Genomic DNA, 19,209 nt, shown 5'->3' with positions numbered 1-19,209 from the left:
GCGAGGCGGAACCTGCTGGGCGTCATGTGCGGCACCGGTCTCTGGCTGGTTCTCACGGGCGGGTGGGGGACAGAGGTTCCTCCACCGCCCTTCAACGGGTGGGAAGGGCGGCCTCGTCGTGGGCGCCGGGCGCGTCGGCGGTGAGGCCGCCCTCGATGGCTTCGGTGACCTCGGCGACCACCTCCTCCACCAGGCTGACCCCCGTGACGTAGTCGGAGTTGCCGTCGCTGAGGACCGCGATCAGGTACTCGTGGTCGGGGCCGCTGACGTACCCGACGCTGTTGACGTTCCACAGGCCGCCGTTGGAGGGGCGCGGAGTCCAGCCGTTCTTGTTCCCGACGGTGTCCTCGGGGCCGGCCGCCGCGGAGACGCCCCAGGCCTGTTCGGGGGCGACCGCCTCCATGAGCCCGCGGACGTAGGCGCGGCCGTCGTCGGAGAGCGGACCCTCGTCGGTGTACAGGGCGCGCAGCAGACGGACCTGGTCCGACGGGGTGGTCATCGTCGAGCCCCAGCTCCCGCCCGGGTGGGGTTCGGTATCGGTGAACCCGAGGTTGCCCGCGTGGCGGAGGAACCCGTCGGTGAAGCCCATCCGGGAGTAGAGCTCGTCGGTGACGGAGTTGTCGCTGTACCGGATCATCCGCTCGGCCTGGGCGCGTTCTCCTGTGGTGAGTTCACGGTCCTCCTCCTCCGCCCGCATGAGGAGCATGGTGAGGACGGTCAGCTTGGCGACGCTCGCGGTGGGGAACCGCTGGTGCGCGTTGTAGCTGAAGGTCGTCCCGGTGCGCAGGTCCTGGACCGCGATCCCGAACTCCGCTCCGTGCTCGGCGTCGATGCCCTCGATCCGTTCGGTGAGGGCGGCCCGCTCCGTCGCCGGCAGGGCGCTACCGCCCTGCGCGGGCGCGGTGACCGGGGCGAAGGGCACCAGCGGCAGCTGGGTCGGGGCGGCCAGCTGGTTGAGGAACGCCGTGTCGGGGGTCAGGGCGACGTCGTTCGCGGAGAGCGCCCCGGGGAGGGCGAAGGTCATGAGTAAGGCGACGAGGGTGGCCGTCGCGATGGACCAGACTCGTCGGTCGGCGGGGAGACGCCGGATCACACGATCACCGGTTCGTTTACACCGTGGGGGATGTCCTGTGCCGGATATTATTCCCTCGCGCCTGGCGAAAATCACCCATCCGATACTGAATCGGTACCGAGTTCCGCATGCGCACTCACACCCGTGCCCCAGGTGCGGAGCGGAACAAGCGGCACGTTCGCCACGAGGGGATTTCCCGCCACATACGGCACGGTGACCCGGGGGTGCGCAGGGGTGTCCGGAGCCGCGTAGGGGTGTCCGGTGCACGCAGGGGCGCAGAGGAACAGGGGCACAGGGGCGGCGTCCGGCCCCGGAGCCGGTTCAGTCCGTCCGGACCCGGGTGTCCTCGTCGATCCCTCGGGCCACGAGGGCCTCACCGGTGGCGTCGGCCATCCGGAGCAGCTGGACGATCACCGGCACCACCAGCAGGTGCGGGCGGCCGGAGAGCCCACGGGCGCGGTACCCCTCGCGGGCGGCGTGCCAGGCGGTGGCGACCATCGGGATGGAGCGGATGGTCAGGGCCAGGACCAGGGCGACCCGGTCGGGGTTGACGCCCACGTGGCGCAGCGGCCGGGCGAGGCGCTCGAAGAGGTCCAGCATCTCCCGCACACGGGTGGTGAGGGTGACGGCGTTGGCGAGCAGGACCAGCGCGGCGAGCTGAGCGCAGAGCCGCGCTCCTTCGGCCCAGGCGCCGACGAACAGGGTCTGGAACACCCCGATGGCCAGCAGGAACGGCCACAGGGCACGCAGCACCCCGAGCGCACGGCGCGGGTGCAGGCCCACGAGCGGGTACAGGAGCAGGCTCGCGGCGAGGGCGCCCAGGGCCGCCCACAGGTGGGCGGCGATCAGCAGCGCGGCACCGGCGACCAGCAGCGCAAGGAGCTTGGGTCCGGCGGCGATCCGGTGCAGGGGGCCGGTGCCGGGGACGTAGAGGCCGATCACGCTCACTCGCCGGTCCCCGCTCGGGGTGCGGTTGCGGGGCCGGGCTCCCCCGGTTCCAGGGGCTCGCTGTCCATGAGCTCGGTGTAGAAGGCCACCGCGTCGGCGGGGAGGCCGTCGAAGGCCACCCGTCCCTCACTCATGACCAGGACCCGGTCGAAGCCGGTGAGCAGGTCGAGGTCGTGGGTGAAGAGGACGACCCGCTGGTCGAGCCCGGCCAGGGTGCGGTGGACCATGCGGGTGTTGCGCAGGTCGAGCAGGGTGGTGGGCTCGTCACAGACCAGGATCTCGGGCTCGGTGACCAGGACCGAGGCCAGGGCGAGGAGCTGTTTCTGGCCGCCCGACAGCAGGTGCCCGGGGTGGTCCCGGTGGTCGGCGAGGCCGTACCGCTCCAGGACGGCGTCCACCCGGCGGGCGGTCTCGGCGCGGCCCAGTCGCAGGGCGCGCAGGCCGATCTCCACGTCCTCGGCGACCGTCGGCATGATGATCTGGTTGGCGGCGTCGGAGAAGACGAAACCGACGCGGCGCCGGATGTGCTTGGCGTGCCGCCGGGTGTCCCACTCCCCCAGCGACACACGGCCCCGGTCCGGCAGGACGAGCCCGTTGAGGGTGCGGGCGAGCGTGGACTTGCCCGATCCGTTGGCCCCGATCACGCCGACGCGGTGCTCGGCGAGGTCGAGGCTGATGTCGCGCAGGACCGCGCGGCCTTCGTAGGAATGGGAGACCCCCTCGAGACGGAGCATCAGGCGTTCTTCTCCTCCGGGCCCCCGGCGGCTTCGGCGGCGGCGTCCGCGCTCTCGTCGGCGACCGGCCGGCCGGCGGGCGGGATCGGGTAGGCGCGGAAGACGGCGGCGGCGATGGCGGCGGTGACCACGGCCTTGACGATGTCACCGGGGAGGAAGACCGCCATGGACAGGAGCGACGCGAGGACGGCGTCACCGAGGACCAGGGCCATCCAGGGGACACCGATGGCGTAGATGACGACGATGCCGCCGAGGGCGTTGATGACCAGGCCCTGCCAGAAGCTGTACTTGCCCTTGCGGACCATGAGGTCGGTGAGCAGGCCGATGACGAGGGCGGCGAAGACCCAGCTGACGATGAACCCGGCGGAGGGGCCGGCGAGGACGGCGAGTCCGCCGCGACCGCCCGCGAAGAGGGGGAGTCCGGCCAGGCCGAGGGCGAGGAAGGTGACCACGGCGAGGCTGCCGCGCTTCCAGCCGAGGAGGCTGGGGGCGAGCATGACGCCCAGGGTCTGGAGGGTGATCGGCACCGGGGAGAAGGGGATGGGGATGGCGACGGTGATGCTCAGCGCGGCGATGAGCGCGGCGAACACGGCGACGAGTGCGAGGTCGCGCGACGTCAGACCCCGGTAGCGGACGTGGGTCGTCACAGTGGTGGGCATGCGTGGTTCCCCTCGGGGAGGTGTCGGGAGCGGATCACCTTCCATTGTCCGTTATGAGGGGTTGCCGGGGAGGCGGCGGGGCGCACAGAAGAGGAGCGCCGGAGTTGTAGGGGTACGCCTGAGAGCCAGGTCACAGGTGCGGGTGACGCCACCGCCGCCGCCAGCGGCTCCTCCCGCACCCTGGCCCTCGCCGTCCTCCTGACCGTCGGCGGACGGCTCGGGGACGTGTTCGGCACCGGCGTGTGCTGGGAACCGGCATGGCCGGGTTCGTCGCGGCCTCGGTGCTGTGTGCGACGGCCCCGACGGCCGGGTGGCTGGGCGCCGTGACCGCCGTCCGTCGGAGGCGGCGGTCACGGGCTCGCTAGCGGGCTCCCTCGGCGTTGCGGATGCGCTTGATGGGGACGGGCAGCACGCACACGGGGACCGGGATCTCCAGGCGGTGGCCGGTGTCGGCGGGGATCCCGGTGTCGGGGTCGATGCGCAGCGACATCAGGGAGTCGCCGTTCTGGGCCGCCGCGACCAGGTGGTCGGGCTGGCCGTTGTGGCCGCGGACCACGGTGAAGTGGCGGGGACAGGCGCCCACGGGGGTGTCGGCGAGGTGCTCCAGGCGGGCACCCTCGTCGCGCACGGCGAAGGTCGAGATGACGTCGGCGCCCCGGTTGGACAGGTACACGCGGCCCTCGTAGGTGTTGGTCATCGGCAGGGCGTCGCCGTCGGCGATCGCGCGGCCCTCGACCTTGAGCCGGTGCAGGGTGATCTCGGCCGGGAAGTTGGCCTCGGTCACGGCGGCGGTGTGCGCGCCGAGGGCGGGCAGGGAGCCCAGGTGTTCGCCGGTGCCGTTGCGGGGGTTCCAGCGCACGGTGTGCACGCGGGAGTCCAGTTCTCCGGCGACGTAGACGTAACCGCCGTTGACGGCCATGTGCCGGGGACCGGTACCCGAGGGGAGCTGGACGGTGCGGAGCAGCCCTTCCTCGGCTTCGGGGGCCGGCCCCTCGTTCTCCGGGCTCAGGGGCGTGGCGTAGTGGTAGACGCGCAGTTCGTCGGTACCCAGGTCGGCGGCGAGCAGGTAGCGCAGCCGGGGTTCGTGGGAGTCGAGGACGATCGCGGTGCTGTGCGCGTGCGGCCCCTCCTGGCGGTCGGTGACCGGTCCGTGGCCGCGGTGCGGGAGTTCGCGGCCGGGTCCGGTGGGGGTACCGTCGTCCGCCGTGGGCTGGAAGGTCACCACGCCGTTGGCGTAGTTGGCGACCGCCACCTGTTCGGGGCCCAGGTAGCGCACGTGGCAGGGCGAGCCGCCGCCGGTGGGCACGGAGCCGAGTTCGGTGAGGTCGGCGTTCCCGTCGATCCGGAAGGCGGTGAGTGAGCCCTTGGCCTGCTCGTTGACCGCGTACACCGTGGGGGGTTCGGGCCGGAAGGCCAGGAACGAGGGCCCTGTGGTGCGGGCGGCGACACCGTCGGCGCCGAGTTCGCCGGTCTCGGGGTCGAACCAGACCCGGTGGATGCCCTGGCCCTCCCCCGGCGGTTCGGAGTCGGGGGTGTAGGTCCCCACGAGCAGGAGCCGTCGCGGTGTGTCCACCGGGTGCCTCGTTTCCGTCGCCGATCAGCGGGATGCGGTCCATACCACCGGCGGCATGTTACCGTCCCGGTTCCGGCCGGGGAAGGCGATACGCGCACCAGCGGGAATTGTCACCAGGCGTAACCACAGGGGTCCCAAAGCTACTCACCAGTCGCAGATGAGGGCTCTCCGCTACGTAGCGAGTCTGTTACAGTTCCTCCCCAATAGCCCGAGTCGGGCAGGCCAGGGCCGCCTACAGACCATGTGACCCGATTCGGGCCGCCGCGGGACCTCCCGCGCGCCCCGCGGAACAATGCCCGTCCAAGGCCCCGCACCACCCCCGGAAACCGAGAGCGCGCCGCAGCTCTCCCCCTCGGTCCGTGGTTCCCCGCTCACCCGAACACTGGATCAGCCTTGTCCCTTCGCCCGATATCGCAAGTGCCGTTGCCCGACCAGGAGATCATCGACCTGGTCCGTCAGTCAGCCGTCGACGTCCCCCAGGGATCGACGCGACTGGCCAAGAGCTTCTACGACAACCTCTTCAGCATGGTCCCCGAGGTGCGGGCCATGTTCTCGGAGGACATCAAGCCGCAGCAGCAGCGGATGGCCGACGCCCTCCTGGCCGTGGTGCAGCACCTCGACACCCCTGACGAGGTCGCGGACTACCTCCGGCGCCTAGGGCTGCAGCACCGATTGGAACTCGGGGTCCTCCCGGAGCACTACCCGCACGTGGGGCGCGCCCTGGTCCGTGCCGTCAGCGAGATCTCCCCCACCTGGTCCTCCTCGATGAGTTCGGCCTGGGTGCTGGTCTACCAGTGGATCACCGCGAACATGCTGGCCGGGGCGGAGCAGGCCGAGGCCGCCTCCCCGAACTCCGCGGCCCCCTCGCGCGCCCGTCACGCCTCGAGCTCCCCGAACTCCGCGGCCCCCTCCCCTGCCCGTCACGCCTCGGCCTCTCCGCGCTCCGCGCCCTCCTCGTCGCCCTACCGGACGCGCTGACCGGAACCGGCACCGTCCCTGCCCCGTACACCGTCGAAAGCCTTCTTCATGTCACACTCCGATCAGCACCACAGGCCCGGAACAGAAGGGGAGCACTACGTACAGGAGGTCCTGGGCACCAAGGACAGGGCCGACCGCTTCTACCGCGACCAGATGCTGGACCACCTCAACCCGGCGATGAAGGAGTTCATCGCACGCCAGGAGATGCTGTTCATCGCGACGGCGGACCTCCAGGGCGAGTGCGACTCCAGCTTCAGGGCCGGGCCGCCCGGTTTCGTGCACGTCATCGACGACCGCACCCTGGCCTACCCGGAGTACCGGGGCAACGGCGTGTTCGCCAGCGCGGGCAACGTCGTCCAGAACCCGCACATCGGCCTGATGTTCCTGGACTTCGAGCGGGAACGGATCGGCCTCCACGTCAACGGCCGGGTGAAGATCACCGAGGACGAGCGCCTGCGCTCCCACGTCCCGGACCTGCCCCTGCCCCAGGTGCCGGGACAGCGCGCGCTGCTGTGGATGGTGGTCCAGGTCGAGGAGGCCTACATCCACTGCCGCAAGCACATCCCGCACCTGCGCAAGGTCGGCGCCGACGAGTCCTGGGGCACCGACGACGTGCTGCGCAAGGGCGGGGACTTCTTCGGCACCAAGCAGGAGCGCGAGGACCGGGAACGCGCGGCCCGGGAACGCCAGGCCCCCACCCGTACCACCGCCGGAACGGGCTGGCGGTAGGCGCCACCACTCGGCTTGTTCCGCTCAGCGGAGCGTGCCTGCCCCGCCCGGGCTGAGCGGGGCAGGCCGCGGACAAGGGCGTGCCTCGTCTCGCTGCAGGACAAGGCCCCCTTCTCACTTCCGCATTAATTCCGTACAAGTGCCGTACAATCGAGAGCACTCCGGTCTGGGGAGGGAAGCCCGAGCCGGAGCTCCACCGGAAAGGCCCGCCCATGAGCACCGCAACGGAACGGATCGAAGTCAGGGTGACGCCCGAGGACAAGGCACTGTTCCTCGAGGCCGCACGCATCAACCACGAGTCCGCTTCCAAGTTCGTCGCCCGAGCAGCCCGGGAAGCGGCCGAAGAGGTCGTGGAGCGTGAGCAGACCACCAGGGTCCCCGCCGCGTTCTTCGACGCCATGGTCGAGTCCCTGGAAGAGCCCGCGGAGCCGATCGAGGAGCTGGCCTCGGCTGTGCGCAGGCACCGCTCCACAGTGAAGAAGAGGTAGCCCGACCGTGTTCGTCTGCCAGCCCCTCAGTCGGGAGCACGAGCTCGAATCCTTCTCCTGTGGGAAGGAGGAGCTGGACACCTGGCTACGCAGAAGCGCGCTCCACGCGCGTGCGAACAACACCGCCGCCACGTTCGTCTGGTGTGAGGAGGGCAGCAGAGAGGTCGCCGCCTACTACTCCTTCACCTCCACGTCCCTGGAGAAGGAAGAACTGCCCAGGAACCTGGCTCGGGGCAGTACGCACACGATTCCGGCGGTGCTGCTGGCGAGACTGGCGTTGGGCACGCGTTACCAGGGGCAGGGTCTAGGTCCCGTTCTCCTGGTGGATTCCTTCGAGCGGGCCCTGGCCGGGAACGAGATCTTCGCCGTGCGGTTCTTCGTGGTGGACGCTCTGGACGATGACGCCCGCACCTTCTACGAGAAGCACGGTTTCCGCGGCATCCCCGGCAGCATGCGGCTCTATCGCAAGATGAGCGACATCGCCAGGACCATGGTGTAGGCACCGCCCGCGCCCTCAGGAGCACGGAGTGCCCCCGGACCGAGGTCCGGGGGCACTCGCTGGTTCGGGCTACTTCCCGGGCTTCCTGACGGCCTCCAGGGCCTTCATGATGCGTTTGTCCGAGACCGGGTACGCGGTGCGCAGCTCCTGGGCGAAGAGGCTCACCCGGTACTCCTCCAGCATCCAGCGCAGCTCGACCACGTCCGGGTCGTCGGCGCGGCCGGCGGGCAGAACGCCCTTGACCTTGGCGACGGCCTGGCGCATCTGTTCGACCTTGGACATGCCGACCTGGTCGCGGCGCGGGTTCTCCGGGAGCTTCTCCAGCCGGTACTCGATACCGCGCAGGTAGCGGTGCACGTCGTCCAGGCGGGACAGGCCCGCGCGGGTGACGAACCCGTCTCCGACGAGGTCGCCGAGCTGGCCCTGGACGTCGTTGAGGGACGGCAGGACCGCGAGGGACGTGGTGCCCTTGACCTTCTTGGAGACCTTGCGCCACAGCACGAGGATGCGGGCGGCCTTGCCCAGGATCTCGGCGAGGGTATCGCCGAGGTCGGCGCGGACGCGGTCGGCGAGCCGGGCGAAGTCCTCACCGTTCCACACCGGGCCGCCCTCACGGGTGAGCAGGTGGTCGACGGCGGCGGACTCGGCGTCCTCCAGCATCTTGCGGATGGAGCCGTGCGGGTTGTCCGCCAGGGCGAGCTTGTCCGGGTTGTTCAGGCCCTTGCTGACCGCCGTCGCCGGGGACGGGATGTTCAGCATGAGCAGGCGCCGGGTGCCCGCGCGCATCGCGGAGCGCTGTTCGGCCTGGGTGTCGAAGATGCGGATGGCGACGCTCTCGCCCTCGTCCACCAGGGCGGGGTAGCCCTTGACCTTCGGGCCCAGGGCCTTGCGCTCCAGGGTCTGCTCCAGCGGACCGAAGTCCCAGGAGGTGATGCCCTTCCTCTCCACGCCCTTGGCCTCGGTGGCGATCGCCTCGCGCAGCCGGGGTTTGAGTTTGGCGCGCAGCTGTTCGAGGTCCTTGGACTCGGCCAGGGTGCGCCCCCGGTCGTCGATCGCGCGGAACGTGATGCGCAGGTGGTCGGGGACCCGGTCCAGCTGGAAGTCCTCGGCGCGGACGCGCTCGCCGTACGCCATCACGGTGAGTTCGGCGGCCAGCGCCTCGGTGAGCGACCCCTCGTAGGGCGTCAGACCGCCCCGGGCGCGGGCCGCGTTGTCCGGGACCGGCACGAAGTGGCGGCGCAGCGGCTTGGGCAGCGAACGGATCAGCGCGGTGATGAGTTCGTTGCGCAGACCGGGGATCTGCCAGTCGAAACCGGTGTTCTCGACCTGGTTGAGGAACTTCACCGGGATGTGCGCGGTGACGCCGTCGGAGTCGCTGCCCGGCTCGAACTGGTAGGTGAGCGGGAAGACGAACGCGCCCTGACGCCACACGTCCGGGTAGTCGTCCTCGCTGACGATGTCCACGCCGTCGTTGATGAGCTCCTCGCGGGTGAAGTCGAGGAGCGCGGGCTCGTCTCGGCGGGCCTTCTTCCACCAGGAGTCGAAGTGGGCGGCGGAGACGGCGGAGTCCGCGACGCGGCGGTCGTAGAACTCGAACAGGGTGTTGTCGTCCACGACGATGTCGCGGCGGCGGGCGCGGTGCTCCAGGTCCTCGACCTCGTCGAGGAGCTTGCGGTTGTCGTGGAAGAACTGGTGCCGGGTCTCCCAGTCGCCCTCCACGAGGGCGCGGCGGATGAACAGCTCGCGGGAGAGCTCGGGGTCGATCTTCCCGTAGGACACCTTGCGCTGCACGACGATGGGCACCCCGTACAGGGTGACCCGCTCGAACGCCATGACGGCGCCGCGCTTGCGCTCCCAGTGGGGTTCGCTGTAGCTGCGCTTGACGATGTCGGCGCCGAGCTCCTCGGCCCATTCGGGCTCGATCCTGGCGACCATGCGGCCCCACAGCTTGGAGGTCTCGACGAGCTCGCCGACCATCACGAAGCGGGGCTGCTTCTTGAACAGGGCCGAGCCGGGGAAGATCGCGAAGCGCGCCCCCCGGCCGCCCAGGTACTCGTGCTTGTCCGGGTCCTTCAGGCCGACGTGCGAGAGCAGCCCGGCCAGCAGCGACATGTGCACCGAACGCGGGTCGGCGGCCTCCTCGCGCAGCGGCGGGACCTCGATGTCCATCGTGCGCAGCACCTGTTTGAGCTGGCCGTGGATGTCCTGCCACTCGCGTACGCGCAGGTAGTTGAGGAACTCCTCGCGGCACATCCGGCGGAACTGGTTGCCGGACAGCTCCTTCTGCTTGTCGCGCAGGTGGTTCCACAGGTTGAGGAACGCCAGGAAGTCCGATTCCTTGTCGGTGAACCGGGCGTGGGACTGCTGGGCCTGCTGCTGCTTCTCCGTGGGCCGCTCGCGCGGGTCCTGGATGGACAGGGCCGAGGTGATGACCATGACCTCGGCCAGGCAGTCGCGCTTCTCGGCCTCCAGGACCATGCGGCCCAGGCGCGGGTCGATGGGCAGCTGGGCGAGGCGGCGGCCGATCGGGGTGAGGCGGCGCTGCTTGGAGCCCCGCCGGTCCGAACCCTCCTGGCTGTCGGCGCCCTCGCGCTCGGAGGGTTTGGTGGTCTTCGTCTGCGGCGTCTCGGGCTGGAGCGCGCCGAGTTCGGCCAGGAGGTTGACGCCGTCCTTGATCTGGCGGTGGTCGGGGCCGTCCACGAACGGGAAGGCGGCGACGTCGCCCAGGCCGAGGTGGGCCATCTGGAGGATGACCGAGGCGAGGTTGGTGCGCAGGATCTCGGGGTCGGTGTACTCCGGGCGGGAGAGGAAGTCCTCCTCGGAGTACAGGCGGATGCAGATGCCCTCGGACACACGGCCGCAGCGGCCCTTGCGCTGGTTGGCGGAGGCCTGCGAGACCGCCTCGATGGGCAGGCGCTGGACCTTGGTCCGGTGGGAGTACCGGGAGATGCGCGCGGTGCCGGGGTCGATGACGTACTTGATGCCGGGGACCGTCAGCGAGGTCTCGGCGACGTTGGTGGCCAGGACGACGCGGCGGCCGCTGTGCCTGGACCAGACGCGTTTCTGTTCGCCGACCGACAGCCGGGCGTAGAGGGGCAGGACCTCCAGGCCGCGGATCTTCTTCTTCTCCAGGGCCTCGGCGGTGTCGCGGATCTCGCGTTCGCCGCTGAGGAAGATCAGGATGTCGCCGGGCGCCTCGCCGGAGAGCTCGTCGACGGCGTCCAGGATCGCCTGGGTCTGGTCCTTGTCGGTTCCCGGGCCCGGGTTCTTCTCCTCCGGATCGAGGATGTCGTCCGAGATGGGCCGGTAGCGGACCTCGACCGGGTAGGTGCGCCCGGACACCTCGACGATGGGGGCGTCGTCGAAGTGGCGGGAGAACCGCTCGGGGTCGATGGTCGCCGAGGTGATGATGATCTTCAGGTCCGGCCGCTTGGGCAGGAGCTGCTTGAGGTAGCCGAGCAGGAAGTCGATGTTGAGGCTGCGCTCGTGCGCCTCGTCGATGATGAGCGTGTCGTACTGGCGCAGCATGCGGTCGTGCTGGATCTCGGCGAGCAGGATGCCGTCGGTCATCAGCTTGACGAGCGTGCTCTCGTTGGAGGAGTCCGTGAAGCGGACCTTGTAGCCGACCGTCTCGCCCAGCGGGGTGCCGATCTCGTCCGCGATGCGCTCGGCGACCGTGCGTGCGGCCAGTCGGCGGGGCTGGGTGTGCCCGACCGTGCCCATGACGCCGCGCCCCAGCTCCAGGCAGATCTTGGGCAGCTGGGTGGTCTTTCCGGAACCGGTCTCACCGGCGACGATGACGACCTGGTTGTCGCGGATGGCCTCGGCGATGTCCTCGCGCCGGGCGCTGACCGGCAGCTCTTCGGGGTAGCTGAGCTCGGGCACGGCTTCGCGGCGCAGGCCCACACGGAGTTCGGCGCGGTCGATGTCACCCGCGATCTGCGTGGTCACGGAGGCACGGCGGCGCTCGTCGCGGATCCGGGCGAGCCCGTCGATACGACGACGGAGCCGGTGCCGGTCCGCGGGCATGAGGTCGCGCAGCCGGGAACGGAGTTGGTCCGCGGCGGGCGCGGGCGTGGTGGTGCTCATCAGTACTCAAGGTTATGAGGGTCGGCAACCGGTTTTCCCGGCGGGCGGGTTTTCAGCGGGCACGCGTCGGGGCGGGCACGGTTGAGGACGGCAGGGATCGGCGCCGCCGGGCCGGACGGGGAGGGTCCCGGGCGCGCCTTCAGGTGAACGCCGCGGACGGCGGGGTTTGTTCCGGAAAGCGCTGGTGTGCCTCGGTCCTCGCTCGGCGGTCCGAGCGACGCCCGGCTGGGCCCCGACTCCGTCGGCAACGCGGTGCCGCTGTGGCCGGCTCACATGGCGGGGAGCGGCTTGGTGAGCCATTCCTTGAGAACGGGGATCCACGGGCTCTCGGGGGGCAGGTGGGCGTCGTGGAACTCCTCTTCCAGGTCGGCGCGGTGGGTGGTGGGGCGGCGTTCGAACAGTTCCCGTACCTGGGAATCGGTGAAGAGACCGCACTCGGCGAAGACGGCCAGGGTAGGGACCTCCAGCCCTTCCCATTCAGGCCAGCGGGGCTTCTGGAGCCCCTCCATGATCGCTTCCATCACGGCGGGGTCGAAGAGGGGGACGAACCCCTCGGGGGTTTCCTCCAGGTCGGCGGCCCAGGCCTCGCTGAGGACGTCCGGGCCGAGGAAGGCGCGGGCCGCCTCGCGGTTGGGGAAGGGCACCGGCCAGGAGGCGAGGGACCTGCCGATGCGCCGGGCCGTTTCGGGGTCGTCGCCCCCGGCGTGGCCTTCGAGCATCACCAGCCGGTCCACGAGGTCGGGGCGGGCACTGGCGGTGAGCAGGGCGGTGTGGGCGCCCATGGAGTGGCCGACCAGGCGCACGGGCCCTTCGGCCAGCTCCTCGATGACGGCGACGGTGTCGGCGACGAAGGCCGCTCGGGAGGTGTCCCCGGGCCGGGTGGTGCTGAGGCCGTGGCCGCGCTGGTCGACCAGGAACACCCGGAAGAGGGGTGCCAGGGCGCGGGCGGTGGGCAGGAACTCGCGGGCGCTCCCGGCCAGGCCGTGCAGGACCACGACCGGCGGGCCCGCCCCGGCGGTGTCCAGGACGTGCAGGTCCACGCCCTCCCGGTGGACCCACCGGGAGGGCACGGGGGTGTTCCCGGCTACCACAGCGTCCCCTCGAGCCAGGCCTCGACCAGGGCGGCGGTGGCCTCGCCGTGCTCCTCGAGCATGGTGATGTGGTCGCCGCGGGCATCGGCCGGGGTGTGCGGCAGAGGCCACTCGAACCGCCAGTCGTCGCCGCCGATCCGCGTGCCGTCGGCGGTGTGCATGGGGCCGCCGGGGCGCACGGCGAGGGTGGGGACCTCGGTGGGTTCGGGTTTCCAGTCGGCGAAGAGGTGGATGTAGCGGCCCATCGCGGTGACCCGGGTGCCGTCCATCAGGCCGAATCGGGTCTCTCGTTCGAGCACGCCCGCCTGGATGATCGGGCCGGCGGTGGGCTCGTCCGGCATGGGGGTGTCCATGAGGACGACCGCCTCCGCGGGCCTGCCCTGAGCCTCCAGCCGGGTCGTGACGCTGTGCGCCATCCACCCGCCCGAGGAGCGGCTCACGATGACGAAGGGCTCGTCGCCGACGGCTTCGAGCACCGCGCGGGCCTGGGCTCCGACGGCCGCCTCCAGGGTGGCGGGCAGCGGGTCGCCGGGGGTGAAGCCGGGTTGGGGCAGCACCACGACCTCGCGCCGGCCCTGGAAGTGCGCGCCGAAGCGGGCGTACTCCTGGACGCCGGAGACCATCACCAGGGACGGCAGGCAGACCAGGCGGGGAACTCCCGGCCCCCTGGCGATGGTGACCGGGCGGGGGCTCGCTCCGAACTCCTCCGCGGTGCCGAAGGCCGGCCGCAGGTGGGCGGCGGCCTGGATCAGGGTGATGCCCTGGGCGACCCGGCCCTGGAGGCAGGCCTCGCGGAACAGCGGGACGGTCGCCTCGACCGGGTCCCCGCCGTCTCCGGAACCACTGTCCTCCGATGCCGGGCCCGTCCCCGGACCCGCGTCCGGCGCCGCACCGCCCGCCGCGGGGAGTGCGCCGTCGAGGTAGCGGGCGAGCCGGTTCGGGGTGGAGTGGTTGAGCACCACCGACGCGGGCAGGCGCAGTTCGGTGGCGGTGCGCAGTTCGTTGCGCAGCTCCACGGCGGTGAGTGAGTCCATGCCCAGTTCCAGGAAGTCCTGGTCGGGGTCGAGCTCCTCGCCCGGGGGCCGCCCCAGGACGTCCAGCGTGCGGGAGCTGACCAGCGCGAGCAGGGCCTTCTCCCGGGCGGGACCGGCCAGCCCGGCCAGGTCGGAGCCGGTGGCGCCGCCGGAGGACGCCCGGCGGCGCGGCGGGCGGACCAGGGTGCGGAACAGGGGCGGCAGCTGGCCGGTGCGGGCCGCGCGGCCTCGCAGGGCGCCCAGGTCCAGGGGCATGGGCACGAGGTAGGGGTCGCCCGCGGCCAGGGCCGCGTCCAGCAGGTCCAGGCCCTCGGCGTGGCTGAGCGGCCGGGCCATGCCCAGGCGCCGCAGCCGGGAGATGTCGGTGTCGTCCAGGTGCGCCCCGGCCTCACCGACCTGCTCCCACAGCCCCCAGGCGAGCGACTGCCCGGGCAGGCCCAGGGCCCGCCGGTACTGGATCAGGCCGTCGAGGAAGGTGTTGGCCGCCGCGTAGTTGGCCTGGCCCGGGCTGCCGAGCACCCCGGCCGCGGAGGAGAACACGATGAACGCGGCGAGGTCGAGGTCGCGGGTGAGCCGGTGCAGGTGGAAGGCGGCGTCGGCCTTGGGCCGCAGGACCGTGTCCACCCGCTCGGGGGTGAGCGCGGTGAGCACGCCGTCGTCCAGGGTACCCGCGATGTGCACCACGGCGCGCGGCGGGTACCGCCCGATGACCCGTGCGAGGGCTTCGGGGTCGGTGACGTCGCAGGGCACGAAGGTGCCGCGGGCCCCGAGGGAGGACAGTTCCCGCCCCAGTTCCCCGGCGCCCGGGCTGTCCGGGCCGCGGCGGCTGAGCAGCAGGAGGTCGCGGACGCCGTGCCTGGTGACCAGGTGTCTCACGAGCGCCGAACCCAGGACTCCGGTGGCGCCGGTGACCAGGACGCGGCCGTCGGCCAGACCCGGGGCGGCGGGGTCCGACGGGACGTGCGCCGGGGTGAAGCGCGGTGTGCGCGCGACCGCGCCCGGTGCGGACGGGTCGTGCCCGGCGGCGGCGGGGTCGGCCTGCGGGTCGGCGCGGAGCGCGATCTGCGGTTCCCCGGTGGCCAGGGCGAGCGGCAGGAGGGCGGTACCGGCTCCGTCGGGGTCCAGGTCCACGAGGGTGAAGCGGTCGGGCTGCTCGACCTGGGCGGAGCGCAGCATGCCCCAGAGCGGGGCGTGCACCGGGTCCTGCACCCCCTCGTCGCCGGTGGCGACCGCGCCCCGGGTGACGACGGCGAGGCGGTGGTCGGCGGTGCCCTCGTCGGCCAGCCAGGCCTGGAGGAGGTCCAGGGCCCGGTGCAGGGCCAGCCGGGCCTCGCCGGACAGGTCCGTGAGGTCGGGCAGCACCGACACGAACGGGGCCAGCACGGTGGTCCCGCCGACGAGGTCGCGCACCCCGGCGAGGTCGGCGACCGAACGGACCGGGACCCCGGCGCGGGCCAGGTCCTCGGTGAGGCCCGTGGGGTCGGGGCCGAGCACCGCCAGGGCGGTCGTCCCCGGGGCGGAGGGCAGCGCGGTGCGCGGCCAGGAGAGGGCGTACAGCTCGCGGGGTTCCGTCAGCCGGGCCTCCTCCTCGATCCGGTCGGCGGAGACCGCCCGCACCTCCAGGGCGTCGACGGTCAGGACGGGGTCCCCGGCCGGGTCGGTCACGGTGAACCGGTACTCGTCCTCGCCGGTCCGTGCGGCACAGACCCGGACCGAGGTCGCGCCGGAGGCGTACAGGCGGACCCCGGACCAGTTGAACGGCAGGCGGACCTGTTGGTCGCCGTCGTTGAGGACGGCGACGGTGTGCAGGGCGGCGTCCAGCAGGGCGGGGTGGACGCCGTACCCGGCACCGGAGTGGGAACCCGCACCGGACCCGCTGCCTCCGCTGCCCCCGCCGTCCAGCGCGGGCACGGCGGGCAGTTCGACCTCGGCCCAGGCCTCGTCCCCGTCCCGCCAGGCGGCGCGCAGCCCCTGGAAGGCGGGCCCGTAGCCGTAGCCGTGTGCGGCCAGGCGGGTGTAGAGGTCCTCGACGGGGAACGGCTCCGCGGACGGCGGCCACGGGACGGGTCCGGGTGCGGGGGCTCCGGTGTCCGGTCCCGCCTCGGCGGTGAGGAGGCCCTCGGCGTGCACCGTCCACCGGTCGCCGACCCGGGCGTGCACCCGGACCGGACGCGAACCGCCCGGGTCACCGGGGACCGGGCCGTCAGGGCCCGGTTCCCCCGGACCCACGCTGACCCGCAGCACCGCGTCCTCGTCCGGGCGCAGCACCAGGGGTTCGCGCAGCGTCAGTTCGGCCACCTCGGCCAGACCGGCGTGTTCGGCGGCGTGCAGAGCCAGGTCCAGGTGGGCGGCGCCGGGCAGGATCACGGTGTCGCCCACCGCGTGGTCGGCGAGCCACGGGTGGTCGCGCAGGGACAGCTGACCGGTGAAGACGCTGCCGCCGTCCTCGGGGAGGTCCACGACGGCGCCGAGGAGCGGGTGCCCGGAGGGGTCGGCCCCGGTGCCGTGGACGTCGGCAGGGCGGGCCGGGGCCAGCCAGAACCGGCTCCTCTGGAACGCGTACGTGGGCAGGTCCACCAGGCGGGGCGCGTACGGGGCGTGCACCCGCGACCAGTCCACCGCCACGCCGCTCACGTGTGCGCGGGCCAGGGCGAGGAGGAAGTCGGTGCGGGTGCCGTGGCCGCGGCGCAGGGTGGGCAGCACCGCCGCGGTGTCGTCACCGGCGGCCTCCACGGTCTGCTGGATGCCGTAGGTGGTGACGGGGTGGGTGCTGACCTCGACGAAGGCGCTGAACCCGGCGTCGTGCAGATCCCGGACACCGGGCTCGAACAGCACCGTGCGGCGCAGGTTCTCGAACCAGTACCCGGCGTCCAGTTCGGTGCCCTCGATCCGCCGGCCGGTGACCGTGGAGTGCAGGGGTGTGCTGGTGGGCCGGGGCGTGATGCCGGCGAGGGCCGCCAGCAGGTCCTCGCGCAGGGCGTCCACGTGCGGGGAGTGCCCGGCGACGTCCTCGTGCACGCGGCGGACGCGCACCCCGTCGGCCTCGCAGGCCTCGATGATCTCGGCGACGGCGGGTTTGTCCCCGGCGACCACCACGGTGGCGGGGCCGTTGACCACGGCGACGCCCACCTTGCCCTCCCAGGGGCCGATCCGCTCGGCGGCCTCCTCGGCGGAGACGGACAGGGTGGCCATCGCACCCTTGCCGACCAGGCGGGTCAGCAGGCGGCTGCGGGTGATGACGACCAGCGCGGCGTCCTCCAGGCTGAGCGCCCCGGCGACGTGCGCCGCGGCGATCTCGCCCTGGGAGTGCCCGATCAGCGCGGAGGGGCGCAGGCCGTGTGCGCGCCACAGGTCGGCGAGGGCCACCATGACGGCGAAGAGCACCGGCTGGACGACGTCGATCCGGTCCAGGCCGGGCGCACCGGGCTCGCCGCGCAGGACGGCGGTGAGCGACCAGTCCAGGTGGGGGGCGAAGGCCTTCTCGCACTCGGCGATCCGGTCGGCGAAGGCGGGCACGGCGTCCATGAGGGGGACCGCCATGCCGACCCACTGGGAGCCCTGACCGGGGAAGACCAGGGCGGTCCTGGCCTGTTCGCGGACGCGGCCGCGCACGATCGGGCCCGGCCGGTCGCCCGTGTCCGGGTCCCTGCCCTCGGCGAGGGCGCGCAGTGCGGTGCGCAGCTCCTCCGGGTCGGTTCCGACGACCACGGCGCGGTCGGGCAGGTCGGCGCGGGCGGTGTCCAGGGTGTGGGCGACGTCGGCGGGACGCAGGTCGGGGCGGGCGTCCAGGTGATCGGCGAGGCGGGCGGCCTGGGCGGCGAGGGCGTCGGTGCCGCGGGCGGACAGCGGCCAGGCGACCGGCCCCGGTCCGGTCTCCGGCGCCGCCTCCGCGGGTTCCTCGGCCGGTGCCTCCTCGAGGATGGCGTGGGCGTTGGTGCCGCTCATCCCGAAGGAGGACACACAGGCGCGCCGGACGCGCCCCTCGCTCCGGGGCCACGCGCGGGCCTCCATGAGCGGGACGACGGTACCCGCCGACCAGTCCACCCGCGGGGTGGGTTCGGTGAGGTGGAGGGTGCGCGGCAGGGTCTCGTGCTGCAGGGCCAGCACCATCTTGATCACGCCGCTGATCCCGGCGGCGGCGACGGTGTGTCCGAGGTTGGACTTGAGCGAGCCCAGCCGCAGCGGGTTCTCGGGGGTGCGGGCGCGGCCGTAGACGCCGATCAGCGCCTCGGCCTCGATCGGGTCGCCCAGGGCGGTGCCGGTGCCGTGGGCCTCGGCGGCGTCGATCTGGTGCGCCTCCAGCCCGGCGTTGTCCAGGGCCTGGCGGATCACCTTGCGCTGCGCGGAGCCGTTGGGTGCGGTCAGGCCGCTGCTGGCACCGTCCTGGTTGACGGCGGCCCCCCGGACGAGGGCCAGCGCGGGGCGGCCGTGGCGGCGGGCGTCGGAGAGGCGCTCCACCATGAGGACGCCGCAGCCCTCGCTCCAGCCGGTGCCGTCGGCACTGGCGTCGAAGGCCTTGCTGCGTCCGTCCGGGGACAGGGCGCGCTGGCCGCTGAGCCCGGCGAAGAGCGAGGGGTCGGTGACGAGGCTGACCCCGCCGACCAGGGCGCGTTCGCACTCGCCGCGCCGCAGTGACTCCACGGCGGTGTGCAGGGCGGTCAGGGAGGAGGAGCAGGCTGTGTCCACGCTGACCGCCGGGCCCTCCAGGCCCAGGGTGTAGGCGATCCGGCCCACGGCGACGCTGGGCGCGGTGCCGGTGACCAGGTGGCCCGCGCTGCCGTCGGTGGTGTCCACGGCGCGCGGCCCGTACGGGGTGGCGATCACCCCGGCGAACACACCGGTGCGGGTGCCGCGCAGGGTGGTGGGGTCGGTACCGGAGCGTTCGATCGCCTCCCAGGCGCACTCCAGCAGCAGCCGCTGCTGGGGGTCCATGGCGGTGGCCTCCTTGGGCGAGATGCCGAAGAAGGCGGCGTCGAAGTCGGTGGCGCCGTCGACGAAGGAGGCCACCCGTACGTAGCTGCGGCCGGGCTGGTCGGGGTCGTCGTCGAAGAGGTCGCGCAGGTCCCAGTCGCGGTCGTCCGGGAAGCCCGAGACGGTCTCACGTTCCTCGACGAGGAGGTCCCAGAGCTGCTCGGGGGTCTGGACCCCGCCGGGCAGGCGGCAGGCCATCGCGGTGACGGCGATCGGTTCGGTGGCGGCCTCGACCAGGCGCCGGTTCTGTTCGCGCAGGCGTTCGTTGTCCTTGACGGAGGCGCGCAGGGCCTCCACCACTCGGCCGTCGGGACGGCCGCCAGCAGTGTCGTGCATCGTGTCCT

General features: G+C 72.4%; 12 protein-coding genes. 4 read left to right on the top strand and 8 right to left on the bottom strand.

The annotated features are described in order from the left end of the window. Positions 1 to 91: 91 nt before the first annotated feature. From D458_RS0123885 to D458_RS0123865, 5 genes are all read right to left on the bottom strand, one after another. Positions 92 to 1,093, bottom strand: a complete 1,002-nt coding sequence (locus tag D458_RS0123885; RefSeq protein WP_017589252.1) for a serine hydrolase — start codon at positions 1,091 to 1,093, stop codon at positions 92 to 94. Between the two features lie 300 nt (positions 1,094 to 1,393). Continuing rightward, positions 1,394 to 2,020 carry a CbiQ family ECF transporter T component gene (locus D458_RS0123880; protein WP_017589251.1) on the bottom strand — a complete coding sequence of 209 codons (627 nt, stop codon included), beginning with the start codon at positions 2,018 to 2,020 and terminating at the stop codon, positions 1,394 to 1,396. Continuing rightward, positions 2,017 to 2,754: an energy-coupling factor ABC transporter ATP-binding protein gene (locus D458_RS0123875; RefSeq protein ID WP_017589250.1), complete on the bottom strand. Its 738-nt coding sequence runs from the start codon at positions 2,752 to 2,754 to the stop codon at positions 2,017 to 2,019. The genes D458_RS0123880 and D458_RS0123875 overlap by 4 nt, the downstream gene beginning before the upstream one ends. Then, the gene (locus D458_RS0123870) at positions 2,754 to 3,413 is read right to left on the bottom strand and encodes a biotin transporter BioY (protein ID WP_017589249.1); all 660 of its coding nucleotides are present in this window, start codon (positions 3,411 to 3,413) and stop codon (positions 2,754 to 2,756) included. The genes D458_RS0123875 and D458_RS0123870 overlap by 1 nt, the downstream gene beginning before the upstream one ends. A gap of 361 nt (positions 3,414 to 3,774) precedes the next feature. Further along, positions 3,775 to 4,986 (bottom strand): lactonase family protein, encoded by a 1,212-nt coding sequence (locus D458_RS0123865; RefSeq protein ID WP_017589248.1) that lies wholly within the window; start codon positions 4,984 to 4,986, stop codon positions 3,775 to 3,777. 417 nt (positions 4,987 to 5,403) lie between these two features. Here D458_RS0123865 and D458_RS0123860 point away from each other — a divergent pair, with 417 nt between their 5' ends. From D458_RS0123860 to D458_RS0123845, 4 genes are all read left to right on the top strand, one after another. Continuing rightward, positions 5,404 to 5,964, top strand: coding sequence for a globin domain-containing protein (locus tag D458_RS0123860; RefSeq protein WP_017589247.1), 561 nt, complete (start codon positions 5,404 to 5,406; stop codon positions 5,962 to 5,964). 48 nt (positions 5,965 to 6,012) lie between these two features. After that, positions 6,013 to 6,693: a pyridoxamine 5'-phosphate oxidase family protein gene (locus D458_RS0123855; protein WP_017589246.1), complete on the top strand. Its 681-nt coding sequence runs from the start codon at positions 6,013 to 6,015 to the stop codon at positions 6,691 to 6,693. Between the two features lie 212 nt (positions 6,694 to 6,905). Then, complete coding sequence (locus tag D458_RS0123850) at positions 6,906 to 7,181, top strand: type II toxin-antitoxin system TacA family antitoxin (RefSeq protein ID WP_017589245.1); 276 nt, start codon at positions 6,906 to 6,908, stop codon at positions 7,179 to 7,181. Between the two features lie 7 nt (positions 7,182 to 7,188). Continuing rightward, positions 7,189 to 7,680: a GNAT family N-acetyltransferase gene (locus D458_RS0123845; RefSeq protein WP_017589244.1), complete on the top strand. Its 492-nt coding sequence runs from the start codon at positions 7,189 to 7,191 to the stop codon at positions 7,678 to 7,680. A gap of 69 nt (positions 7,681 to 7,749) precedes the next feature. On the opposite strand, the gene hrpA is transcribed toward D458_RS0123845, so the two are convergent. The 3 genes from hrpA to D458_RS0123830 form a co-directional block, all read right to left on the bottom strand. Further along, positions 7,750 to 11,769 carry an ATP-dependent RNA helicase HrpA gene (gene hrpA / locus D458_RS0123840; protein WP_017589243.1) on the bottom strand — a complete coding sequence of 1,340 codons (4,020 nt, stop codon included), beginning with the start codon at positions 11,767 to 11,769 and terminating at the stop codon, positions 7,750 to 7,752. A gap of 269 nt (positions 11,770 to 12,038) precedes the next feature. Further along, complete coding sequence (locus tag D458_RS0123835; protein WP_017589242.1) at positions 12,039 to 12,839, bottom strand: alpha/beta fold hydrolase; 801 nt, start codon at positions 12,837 to 12,839, stop codon at positions 12,039 to 12,041. Between the two features lie 14 nt (positions 12,840 to 12,853). After that, on the bottom strand, positions 12,854 to 19,201 hold the full coding sequence (locus D458_RS0123830; RefSeq protein WP_026119636.1) for a type I polyketide synthase: 6,348 nt from the start codon (positions 19,199 to 19,201) through the stop codon (positions 12,854 to 12,856). Between the last annotated feature and the right edge of the window lie 8 nt (positions 19,202 to 19,209).

The sequence above is a fragment of the Nocardiopsis ganjiahuensis DSM 45031 genome (assembly GCF_000341085.1).
Lineage (GTDB): Bacteria > Actinomycetota > Actinomycetes > Streptosporangiales > Streptosporangiaceae > Nocardiopsis > Nocardiopsis ganjiahuensis.
Note: the sequence above shows the minus strand (reverse complement) of the source record. Positions and strands in the feature narration are given on the sequence as shown.

Coding starts and splice junctions, on each gene's coding strand:
- D458_RS0123830 (WP_026119636.1), bottom strand. CDS start 19,201: ATGCACGACACTGCTGGCGGCCGTCCCGACGGCCGAGTGGTGGAGGCC.
- D458_RS0123850 (WP_017589245.1), top strand. CDS start 6,906: ATGAGCACCGCAACGGAACGGATCGAAGTCAGGGTGACGCCCGAGGAC.
- D458_RS0123875 (WP_017589250.1), bottom strand. CDS start 2,754: ATGCTCCGTCTCGAGGGGGTCTCCCATTCCTACGAAGGCCGCGCGGTC.
- D458_RS0123870 (WP_017589249.1), bottom strand. CDS start 3,413: ATGCCCACCACTGTGACGACCCACGTCCGCTACCGGGGTCTGACGTCG.
- hrpA (WP_017589243.1), bottom strand. CDS start 11,769: ATGAGCACCACCACGCCCGCGCCCGCCGCGGACCAACTCCGTTCCCGG.
- D458_RS0123855 (WP_017589246.1), top strand. CDS start 6,013: ATGTCACACTCCGATCAGCACCACAGGCCCGGAACAGAAGGGGAGCAC.